Source organism: Achromobacter deleyi, from assembly GCF_902859705.1.
GTDB classification, from domain to species: domain Bacteria; phylum Pseudomonadota; class Gammaproteobacteria; order Burkholderiales; family Burkholderiaceae_B; genus Achromobacter; species Achromobacter deleyi.
The window spans coordinates 35,916-52,617 of the sequence record NZ_CADIJO010000004.1 but is presented as its reverse complement, the minus strand read 5'-3'; the positions used below and the strand labels follow the sequence as shown (position 1 = coordinate 52,617).

The 16,702-nt window shown below is 68.1% G+C and carries 17 protein-coding genes; 8 read left to right on the top strand and 9 right to left on the bottom strand.

Annotated elements, in window-relative coordinates; all coding sequences use genetic code 11:
• Window positions 1-106: 106 nt before the first annotated feature.
• Both HV798_RS07305 and HV798_RS07300 read right to left on the bottom strand, forming a co-directional pair.
• Window positions 107-1,231: a CobW family GTP-binding protein gene (locus HV798_RS07305; protein ID WP_025136242.1), complete on the bottom strand. Its 1,125-nt coding sequence runs from the start codon at window positions 1,229-1,231 to the stop codon at window positions 107-109.
• A 281-nt stretch (window positions 1,232-1,512) separates the two neighbouring features.
• Window positions 1,513-2,016, bottom strand: coding sequence for a Fur family transcriptional regulator (locus tag HV798_RS07300; protein ID WP_006224833.1), 504 nt, complete (start codon window positions 2,014-2,016; stop codon window positions 1,513-1,515).
• Between the two features lie 151 nt (window positions 2,017-2,167).
• On the opposite strand from HV798_RS07300, the gene HV798_RS07295 reads away from it, so the two are divergent.
• Genes HV798_RS07295 through HV798_RS07270 form a run of 6 tightly spaced genes read left to right on the top strand, consistent with a single transcriptional unit; the run spans window position 2,168 to window position 6,712 of the window.
• A complete protein-coding gene (locus HV798_RS07295; RefSeq protein WP_175192422.1) occupies window positions 2,168-2,338 on the top strand; it encodes a hypothetical protein in 171 nt (56 codons plus the stop codon).
• The gene (locus HV798_RS07290) at window positions 2,335-3,057 is read left to right on the top strand and encodes a metal ABC transporter ATP-binding protein (RefSeq protein WP_175216346.1); all 723 of its coding nucleotides are present in this window, start codon (window positions 2,335-2,337) and stop codon (window positions 3,055-3,057) included. The genes HV798_RS07295 and HV798_RS07290 overlap by 4 nt, the downstream gene beginning before the upstream one ends.
• Window positions 3,054-3,920: a metal ABC transporter permease gene (locus tag HV798_RS07285; protein ID WP_175192424.1), complete on the top strand. Its 867-nt coding sequence runs from the start codon at window positions 3,054-3,056 to the stop codon at window positions 3,918-3,920. Before HV798_RS07290 ends, HV798_RS07285 begins: the two co-directional genes overlap by 4 nt.
• Window positions 3,921-3,939: 19 nt before the next feature.
• Window positions 3,940-4,932 (top strand): metal ABC transporter substrate-binding protein, encoded by a 993-nt coding sequence (locus HV798_RS07280; RefSeq protein WP_025136239.1) that lies wholly within the window; start codon window positions 3,940-3,942, stop codon window positions 4,930-4,932.
• Window positions 4,893-5,576 (top strand): DUF1007 family protein, encoded by a 684-nt coding sequence (locus HV798_RS07275; protein ID WP_175192425.1) that lies wholly within the window; start codon window positions 4,893-4,895, stop codon window positions 5,574-5,576. Before HV798_RS07280 ends, HV798_RS07275 begins: the two co-directional genes overlap by 40 nt.
• Before the next feature lie 53 nt (window positions 5,577-5,629).
• Window positions 5,630-6,712 carry a nickel/cobalt transporter gene (locus tag HV798_RS07270; RefSeq protein WP_246288633.1) on the top strand — a complete coding sequence of 361 codons (1,083 nt, stop codon included), beginning with the start codon at window positions 5,630-5,632 and terminating at the stop codon, window positions 6,710-6,712.
• A gap of 10 nt (window positions 6,713-6,722) precedes the next feature.
• Here HV798_RS07270 and xerC read toward each other — a convergent pair whose 3' ends face one another.
• Genes xerC through HV798_RS07245 form a run of 5 tightly spaced genes read right to left on the bottom strand, consistent with a single transcriptional unit; the run spans window position 6,723 to window position 11,185 of the window.
• Complete coding sequence (xerC, locus tag HV798_RS07265) at window positions 6,723-7,700, bottom strand: tyrosine recombinase XerC (protein WP_175192426.1); 978 nt, start codon at window positions 7,698-7,700, stop codon at window positions 6,723-6,725.
• 22 nt (window positions 7,701-7,722) lie between these two features.
• The gene (locus tag HV798_RS07260) at window positions 7,723-8,400 is read right to left on the bottom strand and encodes a DUF484 family protein (protein ID WP_175192427.1); all 678 of its coding nucleotides are present in this window, start codon (window positions 8,398-8,400) and stop codon (window positions 7,723-7,725) included.
• A gap of 3 nt (window positions 8,401-8,403) precedes the next feature.
• Window positions 8,404-9,315: a diaminopimelate epimerase gene (gene dapF, locus HV798_RS07255; RefSeq protein ID WP_175192428.1), complete on the bottom strand. Its 912-nt coding sequence runs from the start codon at window positions 9,313-9,315 to the stop codon at window positions 8,404-8,406.
• A gap of 60 nt (window positions 9,316-9,375) precedes the next feature.
• Window positions 9,376-10,266, bottom strand: a complete 891-nt coding sequence (locus HV798_RS07250) for a lysophospholipid acyltransferase family protein (protein ID WP_175192429.1) — start codon at window positions 10,264-10,266, stop codon at window positions 9,376-9,378.
• Window positions 10,267-10,318: 52 nt separating this feature from the next.
• Window positions 10,319-11,185 (bottom strand): lysophospholipid acyltransferase family protein, encoded by an 867-nt coding sequence (locus HV798_RS07245; protein ID WP_025136232.1) that lies wholly within the window; start codon window positions 11,183-11,185, stop codon window positions 10,319-10,321.
• Window positions 11,186-11,462: 277 nt separating this feature from the next.
• Here HV798_RS07245 and metK point away from each other — a divergent pair, with 277 nt between their 5' ends.
• Entirely contained in the window at window positions 11,463-12,626 is a 1,164-nt protein-coding gene (gene metK / locus HV798_RS07240; RefSeq protein WP_025136231.1) for a methionine adenosyltransferase, read from the top strand.
• 76 nt (window positions 12,627-12,702) lie between these two features.
• On the opposite strand, the gene HV798_RS07235 is transcribed toward metK, so the two are convergent.
• Window positions 12,703-14,130: an amidase gene (locus HV798_RS07235; protein ID WP_175192430.1), complete on the bottom strand. Its 1,428-nt coding sequence runs from the start codon at window positions 14,128-14,130 to the stop codon at window positions 12,703-12,705.
• 76 nt (window positions 14,131-14,206) lie between these two features.
• A complete protein-coding gene (locus HV798_RS07230) occupies window positions 14,207-15,511 on the bottom strand; it encodes an MFS transporter (RefSeq protein WP_175192431.1) in 1,305 nt (434 codons plus the stop codon).
• Window positions 15,512-15,588: 77 nt separating this feature from the next.
• Between HV798_RS07230 and HV798_RS07225 the strand changes: the two genes are divergently transcribed.
• Window positions 15,589-16,599 (top strand): Lrp/AsnC family transcriptional regulator, encoded by a 1,011-nt coding sequence (locus HV798_RS07225; RefSeq protein ID WP_175192432.1) that lies wholly within the window; start codon window positions 15,589-15,591, stop codon window positions 16,597-16,599.
• Window positions 16,600-16,702 lie beyond the last annotated feature (103 nt).

Sequence of the window (16,702 nt, the reverse complement as noted above, 5' to 3'; positions counted from 1 at the left end):
GATCCTGGCGCGGGCGGTTCTTCCCGGTCCGTGTGCTTGCTGCCTACGCTATCCGTACCTCACAGTACTGCCTTCGTCGCATCGAGTCACGTATCCAAAAAGGGGATCACCCCGCCAGGCACTGCTCCAAGCCCCGGGTGAAAATCTCCTGGGGCAGCTTGCGTCCGATGAAGACCATCTTGGTGGACGGTTTTTCGGCCGCGGTCCACGGTTTGCCGGGTTCGGCGCCCATCATCATGTGCACACCCTGGAACAACATGCGGCGGTTGATGCCCTTCATGTACAGGATGCCCTTGTAGCGCAGCAGGTCGGGACCATAGACCTGCACCACACCGCCCAGGAATTCCTCAAGGCGCGCGGGATCGAACGGCTTGTTGGAACGGAACACGAACGCGCCGATTTCGTCGTCGTGCTTGTGGTGGTGGTGATGATGCGCGTGATTGCAATGCGCCCCGCAATCGCCTTCGTGATCATGGTCGTGACCGTGGTCATGGCCGTGATCGTGCCCATGGTCGTGCCCGTGGGCATGGCTGTGGGCGGCGTCGGGGTGCTCATCGGCCAGGAATTCCGGGTCGATGTCGAGAATGGAGTTCAGGTTGAAGCCGCTGATGTCGATGATGGACTTCAGGTCGGCGTCGCCGAAGTTGACCGCGGTGATGGGCGCGCGCGGGTTCATGTGCACCAGGCGGTTGCGCAGCGCTTCGTAGTCGACTTCGTTGACCAGGTCTTTCTTGGAAATCAGGATGCGGTCCGCGAAGCCCACTTGCTTCTGGGCTTCGGGCTGCTCGTCCAGCGTGACCATACCGTGCTTGGCGTCGACCACCGTGACCACCGCGTCCAGGCGGTAGTACTCGGCGATGTCGTCGTCCATGAAGAACGTCTGGCACACCGGGCCGGGGTTGGCCATGCCGGTGGTTTCCAGGATGACGCGTTCGAAATTCAGGGTGCCGGCTTCGCGCTTGGCGCGCAGCTCGGACAGGGTGCGCATCAGGTCGCCGCGCACCGTGCAGCAGACGCAGCCGTTGGACAGTTCGATGATTTCTTCATCGCTGTCTTGCACCAGCAGGTCGTTGTCGATGCTTTCCGGTCCGAACTCGTTTTCGATGACCGCGACGCGGCGGCCGTGGAACTCGGTCAGGATACGTTTGAGCAGGGTGGTCTTGCCCGCACCGAGAAAGCCGGTGAGGATGGTGACGGGAACCATTTTGTCCAAACTGCGCGGGGTGTTCATGGCGAAGCTGCTTGCGTGAAGTAAGGCGGCGAAGGGTCGCTGCCACAGGCTGCGAGGGCCGCCTAGAGCGGCCGGACGCAGGATTACAGCACAGTCGGGGGCAGGGGGCAAACCCCGGGCCAACCCGGGGGCCATAGCCGCCCAGTTCGCGGCTGTACGCCGTCAAGTATCGGGCGATATCACTATTTTGGGGCAATTTTCCGGATTTCAAGGTCCGGATCAGGCGGGCGGCCGGGGCCGAGGGGCACGCGCCTGCCGCAGGGCAGGGACGTGCCGGCGCCTCAGTGGTGATGGTGGTGGTGGCCGGCGTCGGCGGGCTGCTTCTGCTGGCACTGGGGGCACAGCGCCCGGATCTCGGTTTCGTGGGTAGCCAGGGCGTAGCCGGTCTGGGCCACGCGTTCGGCCAGCTGGCGGCTCATGGCGGGGTCGGAGACTTCGGCGACCGCGCCGCAGCCGGTACAGACCACCAGCAGGTCATGCGGCGCGCCGCCGGCATCATGGCAGGCGCTCCAGGCGTTGACGGCGTCCAGGCGGTGGATCAGGCCTTCATCCATCAGGAAGTCCAGGGCGCGGTACACCGTGGGGGGCGCGGCGCCAGGATGGACTTCGCGCATGGCGTCCAGCAGTTCGTAGGCCTTCAGGCTGCGGCCGTGGCGCAGCAGCAGTTCCAGGACCTTGCGGCGGATGGGGGTCAAGCGGCGGCCGCGTTGTTCGCACAACGTCTCGGCGACGCTGAGCTGGGCGCCTACGGTGTCGCTGCGGGGGGAACGGGGCGGAGCGGGCATGGCGGGCTTCATCTGAATTAGGGACGCGCGCGACGCGCGCGAGATGCCAGGAAGGTAGCAGAAAACACTCTGATGCGGGCGAAAGGCGCCCTTTCAAGCCTTGTTAGTTATGATATAACATAATAAATCTGTTTCGTAGCCTGTCGTTTCCATGTCTCACTTTTCGCTCTTGCCCCCGCGGCCCGGCGCCGCGCCGGGGCCGGGCGCCTCCCACCGTTCCAGCTTCCTGGCGTCTGCCTGGCGTCGCATGGCCTACGCGCTGGCCGCGGCCGCCGTGCTGTGGGCGCTGACCGGCTGGGCCATGGACTGGTGGCCCCGATGAACGCGGCACCGGTCGCCATCGAGCTGCGGGATGCGTCCTTCGGCTGGCACGGGCATGCGGCGTTGCGCGGCGTGTCGGGCCGCTTCGAGCCGGGCGCGATGACCGCCGTGGTGGGGCCCAACGGGGCCGGCAAGTCGACGTTGATCAAAGGCATCATGGGGGTGCTGCGGTCGTTGTCGGGCAGCGTCACCGTGGGCGGGGCCGGGCGGTCGGAACTGGCCTGGCTGCCCCAGGCCGCCGAACTGGACCGTTCGTTTCCGGTGTCGGTGCTGGATCTGGTGGCGATGGGCGCATGGCGCCGGGTCGGCGCCTGGCGGCGCTACGGGGCCGAGGAAATCGATCGTTGCCTGCACGCGCTGGAGACCGTGGGCCTGGCCGGCATGGCAGGACGCGGGGTGGACACGTTGTCCGGCGGACAGATGCAGCGCACGCTGTTCGCGCGGATGCTGGTGCAGGATGCGCCGGTGCTGCTGCTGGACGAACCGTTCGCCGCCGTGGACAGCCACACCGCCGATGACCTGATGGCGCTGCTTTGCGGCCTGCATGGCCAGGGGCGTACCGTCATCACCGTGCTGCATGACCTGGACATGGTGCGCGACCATTTTCCGCAATGCCTGCTGTTGTCCGGTTCGGTGGTGGCCTGGGGTGATACCGAATCAGCCCTGTGCGACGAGAACCTGAAGACGGCGCGCCAATGGCACGCGGGAGCGTTCGCATGAGCGCACTGCAATGGGTCGTGTCGCCTTTCCTTGACTACGGTTTCATGCGCCGCGCACTGGCCGGCGCCTGCGCCTTGTCGTTGGGCGCGGCGCCGCTGGGGGTGTTCCTGGTCTTGCGCCGCATGAGCCTGATGGGCGACGCGATGTCGCACGCCATCTTGCCGGGCGTGGCGGCGGGTTTCCTGCTGTCCGGCCTGTCGCTGGGCGCGATGATGTTGGGCGGCGTCGCGACCGGCCTGGCCGTGGCCCTGCTGGCGGGACTGGTGGCGCGGCTGACGCCGCTGCGCGAAGACGCCAGTTTCGCCGCTTTCTATTTGATCTCACTGGGCCTGGGGGTGCTGCTGGTGTCGCTGCGCGGCTCCAACATGGATCTGCTGCACGTGCTGTTCGGCACGGTGCTGGGCCTGGATGACGCCGCGCTGCTGCTGGTGACGGCCACGGCCAGCGTCACGCTGGTGGTCCTGGCGGCGCTGTACCGGATGCTGGTGGCGGAATGCCTGGACCCGGGCTTCCTGCGTGCCAGCGGCGGACGCGGCGGCTGGGCGCACATGGGCTTTCTGGTGCTGGTGGTGGTGAACCTGGTGGCGGGTTTCCAGGTGCTGGGCACCTTGATGGTGGTCGGCATCATGATGTTGCCGGCCGCCGCGGCCCGCTTCTGGCTGCGTTCGGCGGCTGGCCAGATTCCCTTGGCCGCCGGCATCGGCGTGGCTGCGTCGATTTCCGGCCTGTTGGTGTCTTACCACTTCAACGTGCCGGCCTCGCCCGCCATCATCCTGGCGGCCGGCGTCTGTTACCTGTTTTCCATCGTTTGCGGCCCGCTGGGCGGGCTGCTGCGGGCGCCGCGCAGACCGCGCCGGGCCTGATCCCTCAAGGAGATTCGCTATGACTTCCCTATCGCTGGCGCTGTCGCGCCGCCGCGCCTTGCTGGCTGCCGCCGGCTTGTGGCTGTCCGCGACCTTCGGCGTGGCGCATGCCGCCCAGCCGCTGCAGGCCGTGGCCAGCTTTTCCATCCTGGGCGACATCGTGCGCGAAGTCGGCGGCGATGACGTGCAACTGACGACCCTGGTGGGACCGGACGGCGACGCCCATGAATACGAGCCCACCCCCGCGGACGCCAAGAAGCTGGCCGCCGCCAAAGTGCTGTTCGTGAACGGGCTGGACTTCGAGGCCTGGCTGCCCAGGTTGGTCAAGGCATCCGGCTTCTCGGGCCAGACGGTGGTGGCGTCCAAGGGCGTGACCGCGCGCAAATTCGCCGGCCACGGCCACGATCACGGCGACAAGGACCATGATCATGACCACGCGCCCGCCCACGCCCATGGCGAAGCGGACCACGGCCACAGCCATGGCGACAACGACCCGCACGCCTGGCAGAACCTGGCCAACGGCGTGATCTACGCGCGCAACGTGGCCGACGGCCTGGCCGCCGCGGACCCGGCACATGCCGACGCCTACCGCAAGCGCGCCGACGCCTACATCGCCCGCATCCAGGCCGCCGACGCGTCGGTGCGCAAGACCTTTGCGGCGATTCCCGCGGAACGCCGCAAGGTGGTGACCTCGCATGATGCGTTCGGCTATTTCGGCGATGCCTACGGGGTGCAGTTCATTTCGGCGGTGGGCGTGTCCACCGCTGCCGAGCCGGCGGCCGGCGACGTGGCGCGCATCATCGAACAGGTCAAGCGCGAGAAGGTGCCGGCGGTGTTCGTCGAGAACATCACCAGCCCGCGCCTGGTGCAGCAGATCGCACGCGAAACCGGCGCCAAGGTGGGTGGTACGCTTTATTCCGATGCGCTGTCCAAGCCCGGACAACCCGGCGCCACCTACCTGGAAATGTTTGAATGGAACGTACGTCAGCTCGCCGCGGCCTTGCAGCCCTGATCGCCGTGACGGGCGCGTTGGCGGCCGGCGCCGCCAACGCGCACCCGCACATGTGGATAGACGCCCGCGCGGTGGTCGACCTGGACGAGCAGCACCGGATCACCGCCGTGCGGCAGGTCTGGCTGTTCGACGAGATGTTCGGCGCCTACGCCACGCAAGGCCTCAAGAAGGGCAAGGGCGGCACGCTTGCCGACGACACCTTGAAGGGTATGGCGCAAGACTGGATGAAGGCACTGGGCGAGCCGGTCTCGCACTATTTCACGCGGGTCACGGTGGCGGGCAAGACCATAGCGTTTGCCGCACCGCGAGATGCCCGCGTGACGTGGAACCCCAAGACGGGCCGATTGGCGCTGGCGTTCACGCTGCCGCTGGCCGAGCCCGCCGCGCTGGATGCCGCGGGCGCCCAGGTGGACATCTACGATCCGACGTATTTCGTGGCCTACGCCTTCGATGAAAAGGGCGCTGTCACGCTGGGTGGTCCCGGCGCGGCGGCCTGCAAGCCGGCTTATCGCAAGCCGAAGGAACTGGATTGGAACACCATGCAGCAGCTGGCCGCGATCCCGGCCGATCCGGACGCGCTGCCGGAAGAGCTTTTCGCCATCACCAAAGGGTTGACGCACCGAATCGAGGTGCAATGCGCCTGACGGCGGGCGGTTCGGCCGCCGCCGCGTGCGCGTGGCTGCTGGCGCTGGCCGCCATGGCCTGGACCGGGGTGGCCGATGCGCAGGGCGCGCATCCGTTCGGCGTGCCGGAAAGCGGCGCAGGCATGGGCGGGCCAAGCTGGCTGGCGAGCTTTTTCGGCCAGGTGTCGGTGTGGCAAAGCCATTTCTACCGGCAACTGACATCGGCCGTGCGGGCCTGGCAGGCCGACGGCGGGGCGGCCTGGATGCTGATCGGCCTGTCGTTCGCCTATGGCGTGTTCCACGCGCTGGGGCCGGGGCACGGCAAGGCGGTCATCTCTTCTTATGTGCTGGCCAACCGGCAGACGGCTCGCAATGGGGCCTTGCTGGCCCTGGCGTCGTCGCTGGTGCAGGCGCTGGTGGCGATCGCGATGGTGGCGGTGTTGGCGCTGGTGTTCAACGCCACGGCTTCCACGATGAACCAGGCGACGCGCTGGCTGGAGCTGGCGTCGTATGCGTTGGTGACGCTGTTGGGCGTGTGGCTGGTGTGGGTCAAGGCGCTGCGGCCATTGCTGCGCCGGCGGCCTGTTGCGGCGCAGCCGGCCAACCGTGGCGTTGATGGACCAAGACCGTCTGCGGTAGCCGGGTCGGGCCAAGCCTTGAAGGGGGCTGCGGCATTGCGGGCCATCTCGGTGCAGGCGGCGCCTGTGCGGCAAGGCCCTGCGGCAGCCGCGTTGCCGAGCGCGTTGCACGACCCTGACCATCACCATCACGACGACTGCGGTTGCGGCCACGCGCATGTGCCGCCGCCGGAGCAGGTGGCCGGGCCGCTGAATTGGCGTCGTGCCTGGTCGGCGATCCTGGCGGTGGGACTGCGGCCGTGCAGCGGTGCGTTGATCGTGCTGGTGTTTGCGTTGTCGCAGGGGTTCTTCATGGCGGGCGTGGCATCGGCATTGGCGATGGGCCTGGGCACGGGCCTGACGGTCGCGGCGCTGGCTTGCCTGGCGGTGGCCGCAGGCGGTGCGGCAACAGCCCTGGGCGGCCGGCTGTCCAGCGTGGGGGCGGCGCGGTTGCGCTATGGCGTGGAGGCCTTGGCCGCACTGGCGGTCTTGGCGCTGGGCGTGCTGCTTTTGGGTGGGATGCTGGCGGGCGGCGGCTGAGCGGCTGGCGTCAGGATTTGCGGCCGGCGCGCGGATGCGCCTGATCGTAGGCGCGTGCCAGGTGCTGGAAGTCCAGGCGGGTGTAGATCTGGGTGGTGGAAATGTTGGCGTGGCCCAGCATTTCCTGCACGGCGCGCAGGTCCTGGGCCGATTGCAGCACGTGGCTGGCGAAGCTGTGGCGCAGTACGTGCGGGTGCACATGGGTGGGCAGGCCGGCGGCTTGCGCGATCTGCGCCAGTTGCAACTGCACTACGCGTGGCGAGATGCGTCGTCCGCGCGTGCCCAGGAACAGGGCGGCCGCGTCTTCGGGTTGCGCGGCGGGCGGGGCCAACTGTGGGCGGACTTCGATCCAGCGGCGCAATGCGGCCAGGGCCGCCTGGCCTATCGGCACCGAACGGCGCTTGCCGCCTTTGCCCAGCACGATGACTTCGGCATCGTCCAGGTTGAGCCAACCGCGGGATTCGTAGTGGGTCGAGCGCTCGTAGCGCAGGTCCAGCCCCACCAGTTCAGACAGACGCAGCCCGCTGGAATACAGCAATTCGAACATGGCCTGGTCGCGCAAGGCGGCCGGCTCGGTGGCGACCTGTGCCTGAGGACGGTCGAGCAGGGCCTGGGTCTGTTCGACCGACAGGGCCTTGGGCAGGCCGCGCGGCGCCTTGGGGGCGCGTACGCCTGCAACGGGATTGCCGGCCAGGCCGACGACCGGCGCCCACCATTGATAGAAGCCACGCCATGCCGCCAGCGTGCGCGCCAGGCTGCGCGGGCCGCGGCCTTGCGCGTGCAGCCGCGCCACGAATTGGCGGATGTGGCCGTTGCCAAGAGTGTCCAGCGGCAGCTTGGCGCGCTCGGCGAGGTCGCGCAGGAAGTGCAGTTCGCGCCGGTAGCCTGCGAGCGTATGCGGGGAATAGCGGCGGTTGGCTTCCAGATGGCGCAGCCAGGCCGCCATCGGGTCGGACAGGGGGGCGTCCGGTGCTTGCGGTGCCTGCATGGAAGCCCCCGCCGTCATGGGGTCAGGCCTTGGGGGCGGCCGGGTTCAGCCGATGCAGCGCGGCCGAGGCCAGTTGGCCGATCGATTCGAGGAACGCGGTGCCCATGTCGGGCGTGAAGCGTTCGGCGTCGTCCGAGCCCAGCACCAGCAGGCCGACGCTGGCGCCGTCGGTTTCCAGGCGCAGCGGCACCAGCGCCAGCGACTTGGGCTTGGCGTCGAGCCAGCCGGCGGCTTCGAAGGCGGTGTCGGTGCCGCAATACGGCGTTTTCAGGCTGTCGGTGAACGTGCGCACGTCTTGCGTGACGGGTTCGCCGTAGCCGGTTTCGGGCAGTTCGGGCAGGTTCCACAGTCGCAGGGAGACGTGGTTGATGTCGAACTGCTCGGCCAGGCCCAGGGCGATTTCGCCGGGCACGAGCTGAGGATCGTTTTCCGACAGCAGGCGGCAGCACCATTTGGCGACATGGCCGCCGATGGTTTCATTGGCGGTGGCGTTGCGCACCAGTTCGTTCAGGCGCCATTCGAGTTCGCGATTGCGTTCGCGCAGCGTGAGGATCTGGCGTTCGCCCAGCGAGATGGCGCGCGAACCATGCGGATGCGGCACTTGCAGCGTCGCGAAGACGTCGGCGTGCTGGTCGAAGAAGCCGGGGTGTTCCTGCAGGAAGGTGGCGATGTCCTGGGCGGTGAATGCGGTATCGGTCATGGGTTATCGGTTCAGCGCCATGGAGAAGACGAGCTTGTCGATGTCGACCTGCCCCGTGAAGACGGATTCGGCCGGGCCGGTCATGCGCAACTGGCCGTCGGTCCAGGCGATGGTCAGCACGCCGCCGCGCGTTTGCACGCGCACGGGGGAATCGAGCAGGCCGCGGCGGATGCCGGCCGCGACGGCGGCGCAGGCGCCGGTGCCGCAGGCCAGGGTTTCGCCGGCCCCGCGTTCGTGCACGCGCAGCCGGATGTTGTGGCGATCGACGACTTGCATGAAGCCGGCATTGACCCGGCGTGCAAAGCGCGGGTGGGTCTCGACCAGCGGACCGACGATGGCGACAGGGGCGGTGTCGACGTTGTCGACCACCTGCACCGCGTGCGGGTTGGAAATGGCCACGGCCGACAGGCTGACGCTGCGTGGCAGGCCCGCGGGCGTGTCCAGCGGCAGTTCCCAGAGCGTGTCCTGGCCTTCGGCGCGCGAGGCCAGGCCGTCTGTGTCAAAAGGCAGGGCGGCCGGATCGAAGCGGGTACTGCCCATGTCGACGGTGACCTGTTCGTCGTCGCCTTCGTCCAGGACCAGGATGCCGGTGGCGATCTCGGCGCGTAGCGGATTGCGGTCGGACAGACCTTGTTCGTGCACGAAGCGCACGAAACAGCGCGCGCCGTTGCCGCAGTGTTCGACCTCGCTGCCGTCGGAATTGAAGATGCGGTAGCGGAAATCGGCGTCGGGTCGGGTGGCGCGTTCGACCAGCAGGATCTGGTCGGCGCCGATGCCGAAGTGCCGGTCGCCCAGCGCGCGCGCGCGTTCGGGCGTCATGTCGATGACTTGGCGAACGCCGTCGAGCACGACGAAGTCGTTGCCCGCGCCATGCATTTTGGTGAAGTTCCAGTTCATGGGGGGATTATCGCCCATTCTGGCCGGGGAAACCGTGGGCGCTGCCGCGGGCGGTGATCCTGCGGCAGGCCGCGCGGCCTAGTAGATCTTGGCTTCGCCCGGCGGCCGGGTCTTGAAGCGGCGGTGGACCCAGTAGTACTGGCTGGGGCAGCGGCGCACCCAGGCCTCGAGTTCGCGGTTCAGGCGGGCGGTGGCTTCCTCGAGCGAGTCCTCGCCCGGGAAGTTTTCCAGCGGCGGCAGGACTTCAGCGTGGTAACGACCGGTTTCGGGGTTCCAGAAATCCAGGATGGGCAGCACGGCGGCGTCCCACTTCTTGGCCAGTTGGGCGGTGGCCAGCAAGGTGGCGGCCTGCACGCCGAAGAACGGTGCGAACACGGCGCCCTGGCGGCCGAAGTCCATGTCGGGCAGGTAGTACACCGGGCGCGGGGCGCGCAGGTGGCGGATCAGTTCGCGTACGCCGTCCTTGCGGCTGACCAGGAAGACCTCGTTGAAGCGGGCCCGTCCGGCGGCTACAACCGCATCGATGTGAGGGTCGCTTTGTGGGGTGTACATGGTGGCCGCGCTGGGCACTTCCATGGTGAGCCGGGTGGCAGCGGCATCCAGGCCGATGAAGTGCGGCGCCAGCAGGATGACGCTGCGGCCCTGGGCGGTGAGTTCGTTGATGCGCTCGGCGCCGCTCTGGGTGACCATGTCCTTGATGGCCTCGGGCGTGCCGTACCAGAGCACGCCGCGGTCGACGATGGATTGCGCCAGCGCCCGGAAATGTTCGCGTACCCAGCGTTCGCGGACGGCCTCGGGCTGGTCGGGAAAGCACAGTTCGAGATTGCGGCGCACGATGCGGGTGCGCGATTTGGCCAGGCGCATGGCCAGCCAGCCGAGCGTGGCACCGATGCGTTGCCGCGTGGCGGGCCGCATGCGGCCAAACCATTTCAGCAGGGAAACCAGCGTGCGCGTTTTTGATTCGTTCATGGGCAAAATAGGGGCATAAGACCGGGGCGGAGCAGGGGGCGCGAACCGGGCGTCAGCCGGGCTCGGCCGCGGCGCCGTCGGCGGGCGCAGGCGGCGCGCCGCGCGGGGTCTTATAGCGGTTGTAGCTCCAGAGGTATTGTCGCGGGCAGCGGCGGATCAGCGTTTCCATGGCGGCGTTCAGCAGCGCGGCCTGGGCCTGGGGGTCGGCGGGCAGGGGTTCCGGCACGCGGACGTAGTGGATGCGCCAGCCGCGGCCGCCGGGCAGGCGTTCGCCGGCGGTCAGGATGATCGGCACGCCGGTCTGGCTGGCCAGCTTGCCCGGCAGGGTCATCGTGTAGGCCATGCGCCCGAAGAACGGGGCCCAGACGCCGTCGCCGACGCCGGGGGCCTGGTCGGGCAGCATGCCGACCGATTCACCGCGGCGCAGGGCGCGCACGAATTCGCGCACGCCCTGCATGGTGGCCGGTACGGCATTGACCGCCGAGCTGTTGCGCGCGGTTTCCAGCAGCGGTGCCAGGATGTCCTTGCGCGGCGGGCGGAACATCACGGTCATGGGCATCTGGCGGGCCAGGTAGCGGGCGGTGATCTCGAAGCAGCCCAGGTGCGGGGTCAGGAACAGGATGCCGCGGTTTTCGGCGCGGGCGGCGTCCACCACGGCGTTGTCGTCCGACACCACCTGGGCCAGGCTTTGCTCATTGCGGAACCAGACCCGGGGCATTTCGAGGATCATGGCGCCGGCTTCGCCCGCCGCCTGGCGGGCAAATGCCGCGCCGGGGTAGCCCGCCTGGGCCGCATTGGCCTGCAGGCGGCGCCGGTACTTGCCGGGAAACGCGTAGGCCACGCGGCCGAGCAGGCGCCCCAGCGCGTGCGCGACGGGCAGGGGCAAGGAAGCAAACAGGCGAAACAGGGCTAGCAGCATGCGGCAAATGGCTGAGATCGGGCATGGTGATGCCGGTGCTCGGGGGAAAGACCCCAATGGCGGCACAAGCATAAGTAACGCATTTTCGCTTAAAATCGGCAGGTCGCCGAGTTAACCGACAACTTGCGGGGCGACGGCAGGGGTCCAGCGCATTGCGCGTCTCTTGCCAAATCCGCTAAAGCGTCGCGCCCAGATCAGCGTATGTCAATGCAGTCCGGGGTGCTACGCGCCTCGTGAACCTATGTTCCGGCTGTACCGGACACGAAAGGACGCATCTGTGGCCAACAACGACTTTCTCTTTACTTCCGAATCGGTTTCCGAAGGGCATCCCGACAAGGTAGCCGACCAGATTTCCGACGCGATTCTGGACGCCATCTTCACGCAGGACCCCAACGCCCGCGTTGCCGCCGAAACCCTGTGCAACACGGGTCTGGTCGTGCTGGCCGGTGAAATCACCACCACCGCCAACGTCGACTACATCCAGGTCGCGCGCGACACGATCCGCCGCATCGGCTACGACAACACCGAATACGGCATCGACTACAAGGGTTGCGCGGTGCTGGTCGCCTACGACAAGCAGTCGCCGGACATCGCCCAGGGCGTGGACCGCAGCTCGGAAGACTACCTGAACCAGGGCGCGGGCGACCAAGGCCTGATGTTCGGCTACGCCTGCGACGAAACCCCCGATCTGATGCCGGCCCCGATCTGGTACGCGCACCGCCTGGTGCAGCGCCAGAGCGAACTGCGCAAGGACGGCCGCCTGCCGTGGCTGCGCCCGGACGCCAAGTCGCAAGTGACCTTCCGCTACATCGACGGCCGCCCGGCTGAAGTCGACACGGTGGTGCTGTCGACCCAGCACGCGCCCGACGTCACGCAGGAAACCATCCGCGAAGCCGTCATCGAAGACATCATCAAGCCCAGCTTCCCCGACGGCCTGATCACGCCCCAGACCAAGTTCCTGGTCAACCCGACCGGCCGCTTCGTCATCGGCGGCCCGCAAGGCGATTGCGGCCTGACCGGCCGCAAGATCATCGTCGACACCTACGGCGGCGCATGCCCGCACGGCGGTGGCGCGTTCTCGGGCAAGGATCCGTCCAAGGTCGACCGCTCGGCTGCCTACGCCGCCCGCTACGTGGCCAAGAACATCGTGGCCGCCGGCCTGGCGCGCCAGTGCCAGGTGCAGGTCAGCTACGCCATCGGCGTGGCCGAGCCCATCAACATCACCGTGTACACCGAAGGCACCGGCGTCATCCCCGACGACCAGATCGCCAAGCTGGTGCGCGAGCACTTCGACCTGCGTCCGAAGGGCATCGTCAACATGCTGGACCTGCTGCGCCCGATCTACACCAAGACCGCCGCCTATGGTCACTTTGGCCGTTCCGAGCCGGAATTCTCGTGGGAAGCCACGGACAAGGTCCAGGAACTGAAGAAGGCGCTGTAAGCCGTCCGCTTCCAGCAAAAAAAACGCCCCTGCAAGCACTTGCAGGGGCGTTTTTTCTTTGGACGACAGCTGGGGGCTACAGTCCCCACGCCGAGAGGTCGGGGGTGCGGGGCACGGGCGCCAGCACCCGTTCGATGGCCGCGGCGCAGTCCAGCATGGCGGCATCGCCGCCCGCGGGGGCCAGCAGTTGCACGGCCAGCGGCATGCCGTCGGCGTCAAAACCGGCCGGCAGGGCGATGGCCGCCGCGCCCAGGAAGTTGGCCGGGCGCAACAGTTTGCCCAGGCCGGTGTGGCGGACGTCGGCCGCATCCAGCGGTTGTGCGGCCTGGTCGCAGGCGGGCATCAGCAGGGCATCCAGCCCCTGCATGGCGGCGGCGAACGCGGCCATGTCGGCCTGGCGGCGCTGCAGGGCGGCTTCGTACTCGGCCTGGGTGATGCGGCCACCGGCGGCGATCCGTGCGCGCACCACGTCCCACAGGGGCTGGGCGGGGTCTTCTGCCAGCGCACCGTAATAGCGATAGGCCTCGTAGGCGAGCACCAGCGAGTTGTCGTCCGCCATGCGGGCAAACGACAACGTGGCGGGCGGATGCCAGGCTTCGGGCGTGCAGCCGGCCTGGTCCAGGCGTTCCTGGGCGTCGTGCCAGATGCGCAGGCCTTCGTCGGTCAGCGGGGCCGGCCAGGCTTGCGGGGCCAATACCGCTACCGACGCACGCCGACGCGCGGCGGGGCGGCGCAGGGCCGTGATGCAGCCGGGCGCCAGCGCCAGCGTCGCGGCATCATCGATGTCCGGACCGGCCAGCAACTGCGTCAACAGGCGTGCGTCCGCCACGCTGCGGGCGATGGGGCCCAACACATCCAGGGTGTCCGACAGCGGCAGGCAGCCGGCGCGGCTGATGACGCCCGAAGACGGTTTGTAGCCGACCACGCCATTGAGCGCCGCGGGGGCGCGCACGGAGCCGCCCGTGTCGCCGCCCAACGCCAACGGCGCCAGGCCGGCGCCCACCGCCACGCCGGCGCCGCTGGACGAGCCGCCCGGCGCGCGCGCTTCGCGGGCGTCCCAGGGGTTGCAGGCGGTGCCTTGCGTAGGGTTCTGGCCGGACAGGCCGAACGCGAATTCGGTCATGCGGGTCTTGCCCAGGATGGGCATGCCCTGCGCGGCCAGCCCGTGGGCGGCGGCGGATGTCTCGTCGCTGACCACGCCGCGACGGGTCTGTGACCCTCCGCTGATCGTGGTGCCTGCCCATTGCACGCTGTCTTTTACCGCCACGGGCACGCCGTGCAGAGGGCCCATCGAGATGCCCGCGGCTTGCAGGCGGTCTGCGGCGTCGGCCTGGGCCAGCGCGCGTTCGGCGGTGACTTCGCTGTAGGCAGCGAGCTGCGGCGCACGTGCGATGCGGTCCAGGAAGTGGGTGGTGACCTGCCGCGACGTCAGTTCGCCATCGCGGATGGCACGGGCGAGTTCGCGGGCTTCTCGGAAATGCAGGGCGGTGTCTTGGTCTGGCATGGCTCTCACGAAAATGAAAAAGCCTTCCGGCCCATCGGGGCCGGAAAGCGGGGCATGGGACGCTGCAAGAGGCGCGTTACTTCAGCGATTGGCCCCGGGTTTCAGGCATGCGGATGAAGGTGATCAGCGTGATGACGGCGCCCGCCAGCACGTAATAGAAGAACCAGCGCTCCATGCCCTTGCTTTGCAGCCAGGTCAGTAGGTAGGGCGTGGTGCCGCCCAGCAGCGCGACGACCAGGTTGTACGGCGCGCCGATGCCGACGGCGCGCACGCTGGTCGGGAACTGCTCGGACATGATGGCCGGGGCGATCGACGTGTACATGGCATACAGCACCAGACCGAACAGTTCCACGGCAAGGATCGAGCCGAACGACGGGCCCAGCGTGCTCATCAGCGGGTAGAAGAAGATCAGGTAGCCGGCGGCAAAGAAGATCAGCTGCGGCTTGCGGCCGATGCGGTCGGACAGCATGCCGAACAGCGGCTGCACCAGCATGAACACGATCAGCGCGATAGTGTTGGCGGCGAACGCGACCTGCGGGTCGGCCTTGACCTGGCGGATGGCGTAGGTGGGCACGTAGGCCACGAAGATATAGAACGCGAAGGTGGTCAGGATGGAGAAGCCGACAATGCGCAGCACTTCGCGCGGGTGGTCGCGCAGCAGGGTGCGCAGCGGCTGCTTTTCGACGCCGGCCTTCTTGGCGTGCGAGAACGCTTCGGTTTCGGGAATCGAGCGGCGGATCCACATGCCGGCCAGGCCGCCCAGCGCGCCCAGGGCGAACGGAATGCGCCAGCCCCAGGCGGCCATGTCAGCCTTGGTCAGCGTCGACGTCAGGATCCAGCCCACGGCCGAGGCGGCCAGGATGCCCACTGCGGCGCTGAAGAAGACGAAGCTGGAATAGAAGCCGCGCTTTTCGGGCGGCGCCATTTCCGCCAAAAAGGTCGTGGCCGAGGCATACTCTCCGCCCAGCGACAGGCCTTGCAGCAGGCGCGCCGCGGTCAGCAGCAGGGGCGCGGCCAGGCCGATGGCGGCATAGGTGGGGGTGACGGCGATGATCAGGGAACCGCCCGCCATCATCAGGATCGTCAGGCCCAGCGCGGCCTTGCGGCCGTAGCGGTCGGAAAAGATGCCCAGCACCCAGCCGCCCACCGGACGCATGAAAAAGCCGACGGCGAAGATGCCGAAGGTGTAGAGCAGGGCGGCGGTTTCGTTGCCTTCAGGGAAGAACTGGCTGGAAAAGAAGATGGCGAACGACGCATAGATGGTCCAATCGAACCATTCGACGGCATTGCCTACACTTCCGGCCAGAATCGTGCGGGCCCGCGACACGGGCGCGGCGCTTGCCCCCTGCGTGGCGCGCAGGGTTGCGGATGGGGTGCTCATAAGATCCTCGGGTATTTATTTTTGGTCAAATAGACCGTTTAATTTTGTGTTTTTATCAATGCGCGAACGTTAGATTAATGAATATGGTCACGTCAAGTAAGGGTAAGCCCCTAATGCCAGCGCTCGATGACACCGATCTGGCCTGCCTGATTGCCTTGCAGGCGGACCCGCGCGCGTCCTGGCGGGAGCTGGGCGCGGCCACCGGCATCGCCGAGCGCACCGTGGCGCGGCGCATCAAGCGGCTGATGGACGCCGACGCCCTGCGCGTCATCGCCGAAGCCGACCCGTTGGCCACCGGCCGCGGCGTGGTGCTGCATGCCTGGGTGCGCTGCCGGTCGGGCCGTGTGCCGGACGTCGCCGAGGCGCTGGCGCGGTTGGGCATCACTCAACTGGTGGTGACGCTGGCCGGCACCGCGGACCTGATGGCGGAATTGACGCTGGAAGACGCAGCGGACATGCCCGACGTCGTGACGCGCGTGCTGCCGTCGATTGACGGGGTCGAGCACGTCGAGGCCCGCTTGGTGCTGCGGCCGTTCCGGCGGGCAGGGCAATGGCGCATCCAGGCCGATGCCGAGACGCCTGAAGACGCGCAGGAGCCGTCGTTGGCGCCGCCGGCTGCACTGACGGACGCCGAGCAACGCATCGTCGCCCATCTGATGCGCGACGGTCGCGCCAGCCTGGCGGAACTGGCCGGGCACGCCGACGTCAGCGAGCCCACCGCGCATCGTCTGCTGCAACACCTGGTGGACCGGCGCGCGTTGAGCTTCCGGGTCGAGGTCGAGCCTGCCCTGGTGGGCTTTCCGGTGGAGGCGGTGATTTCGGTGCAGGTGCGGCCGCAGGCGGTCGATGCGCTGGCCGCGCATCTGGCGCTGGATCCGAACACGCGATGCCTGTTCGGCACCAGCGGCGCATCGCAATTGTTCTGGCACGTGCTGTGCCGTGACAGCCTGCACCTGTGGGATGTGGTCACGCGCCGGTTGGGCGAGCTGGACGGCGTGCTGGCCAGCGAAGTGGGCGTGGTGATGCGCGCCTACAAGCGTTGCGGCATCGTGCGCGAAGGCGCGCGGCTGGGCGGCGAAAACGCCTGATCGGCCTGCCGGGAAACGCGGGCCGGCTGGCGGGCAGGGCGTCCGAGCCGACCCGAACTGACTCGGGCAGACCCGATTCGTCCCGAGCCGGCCCGACAGCGCC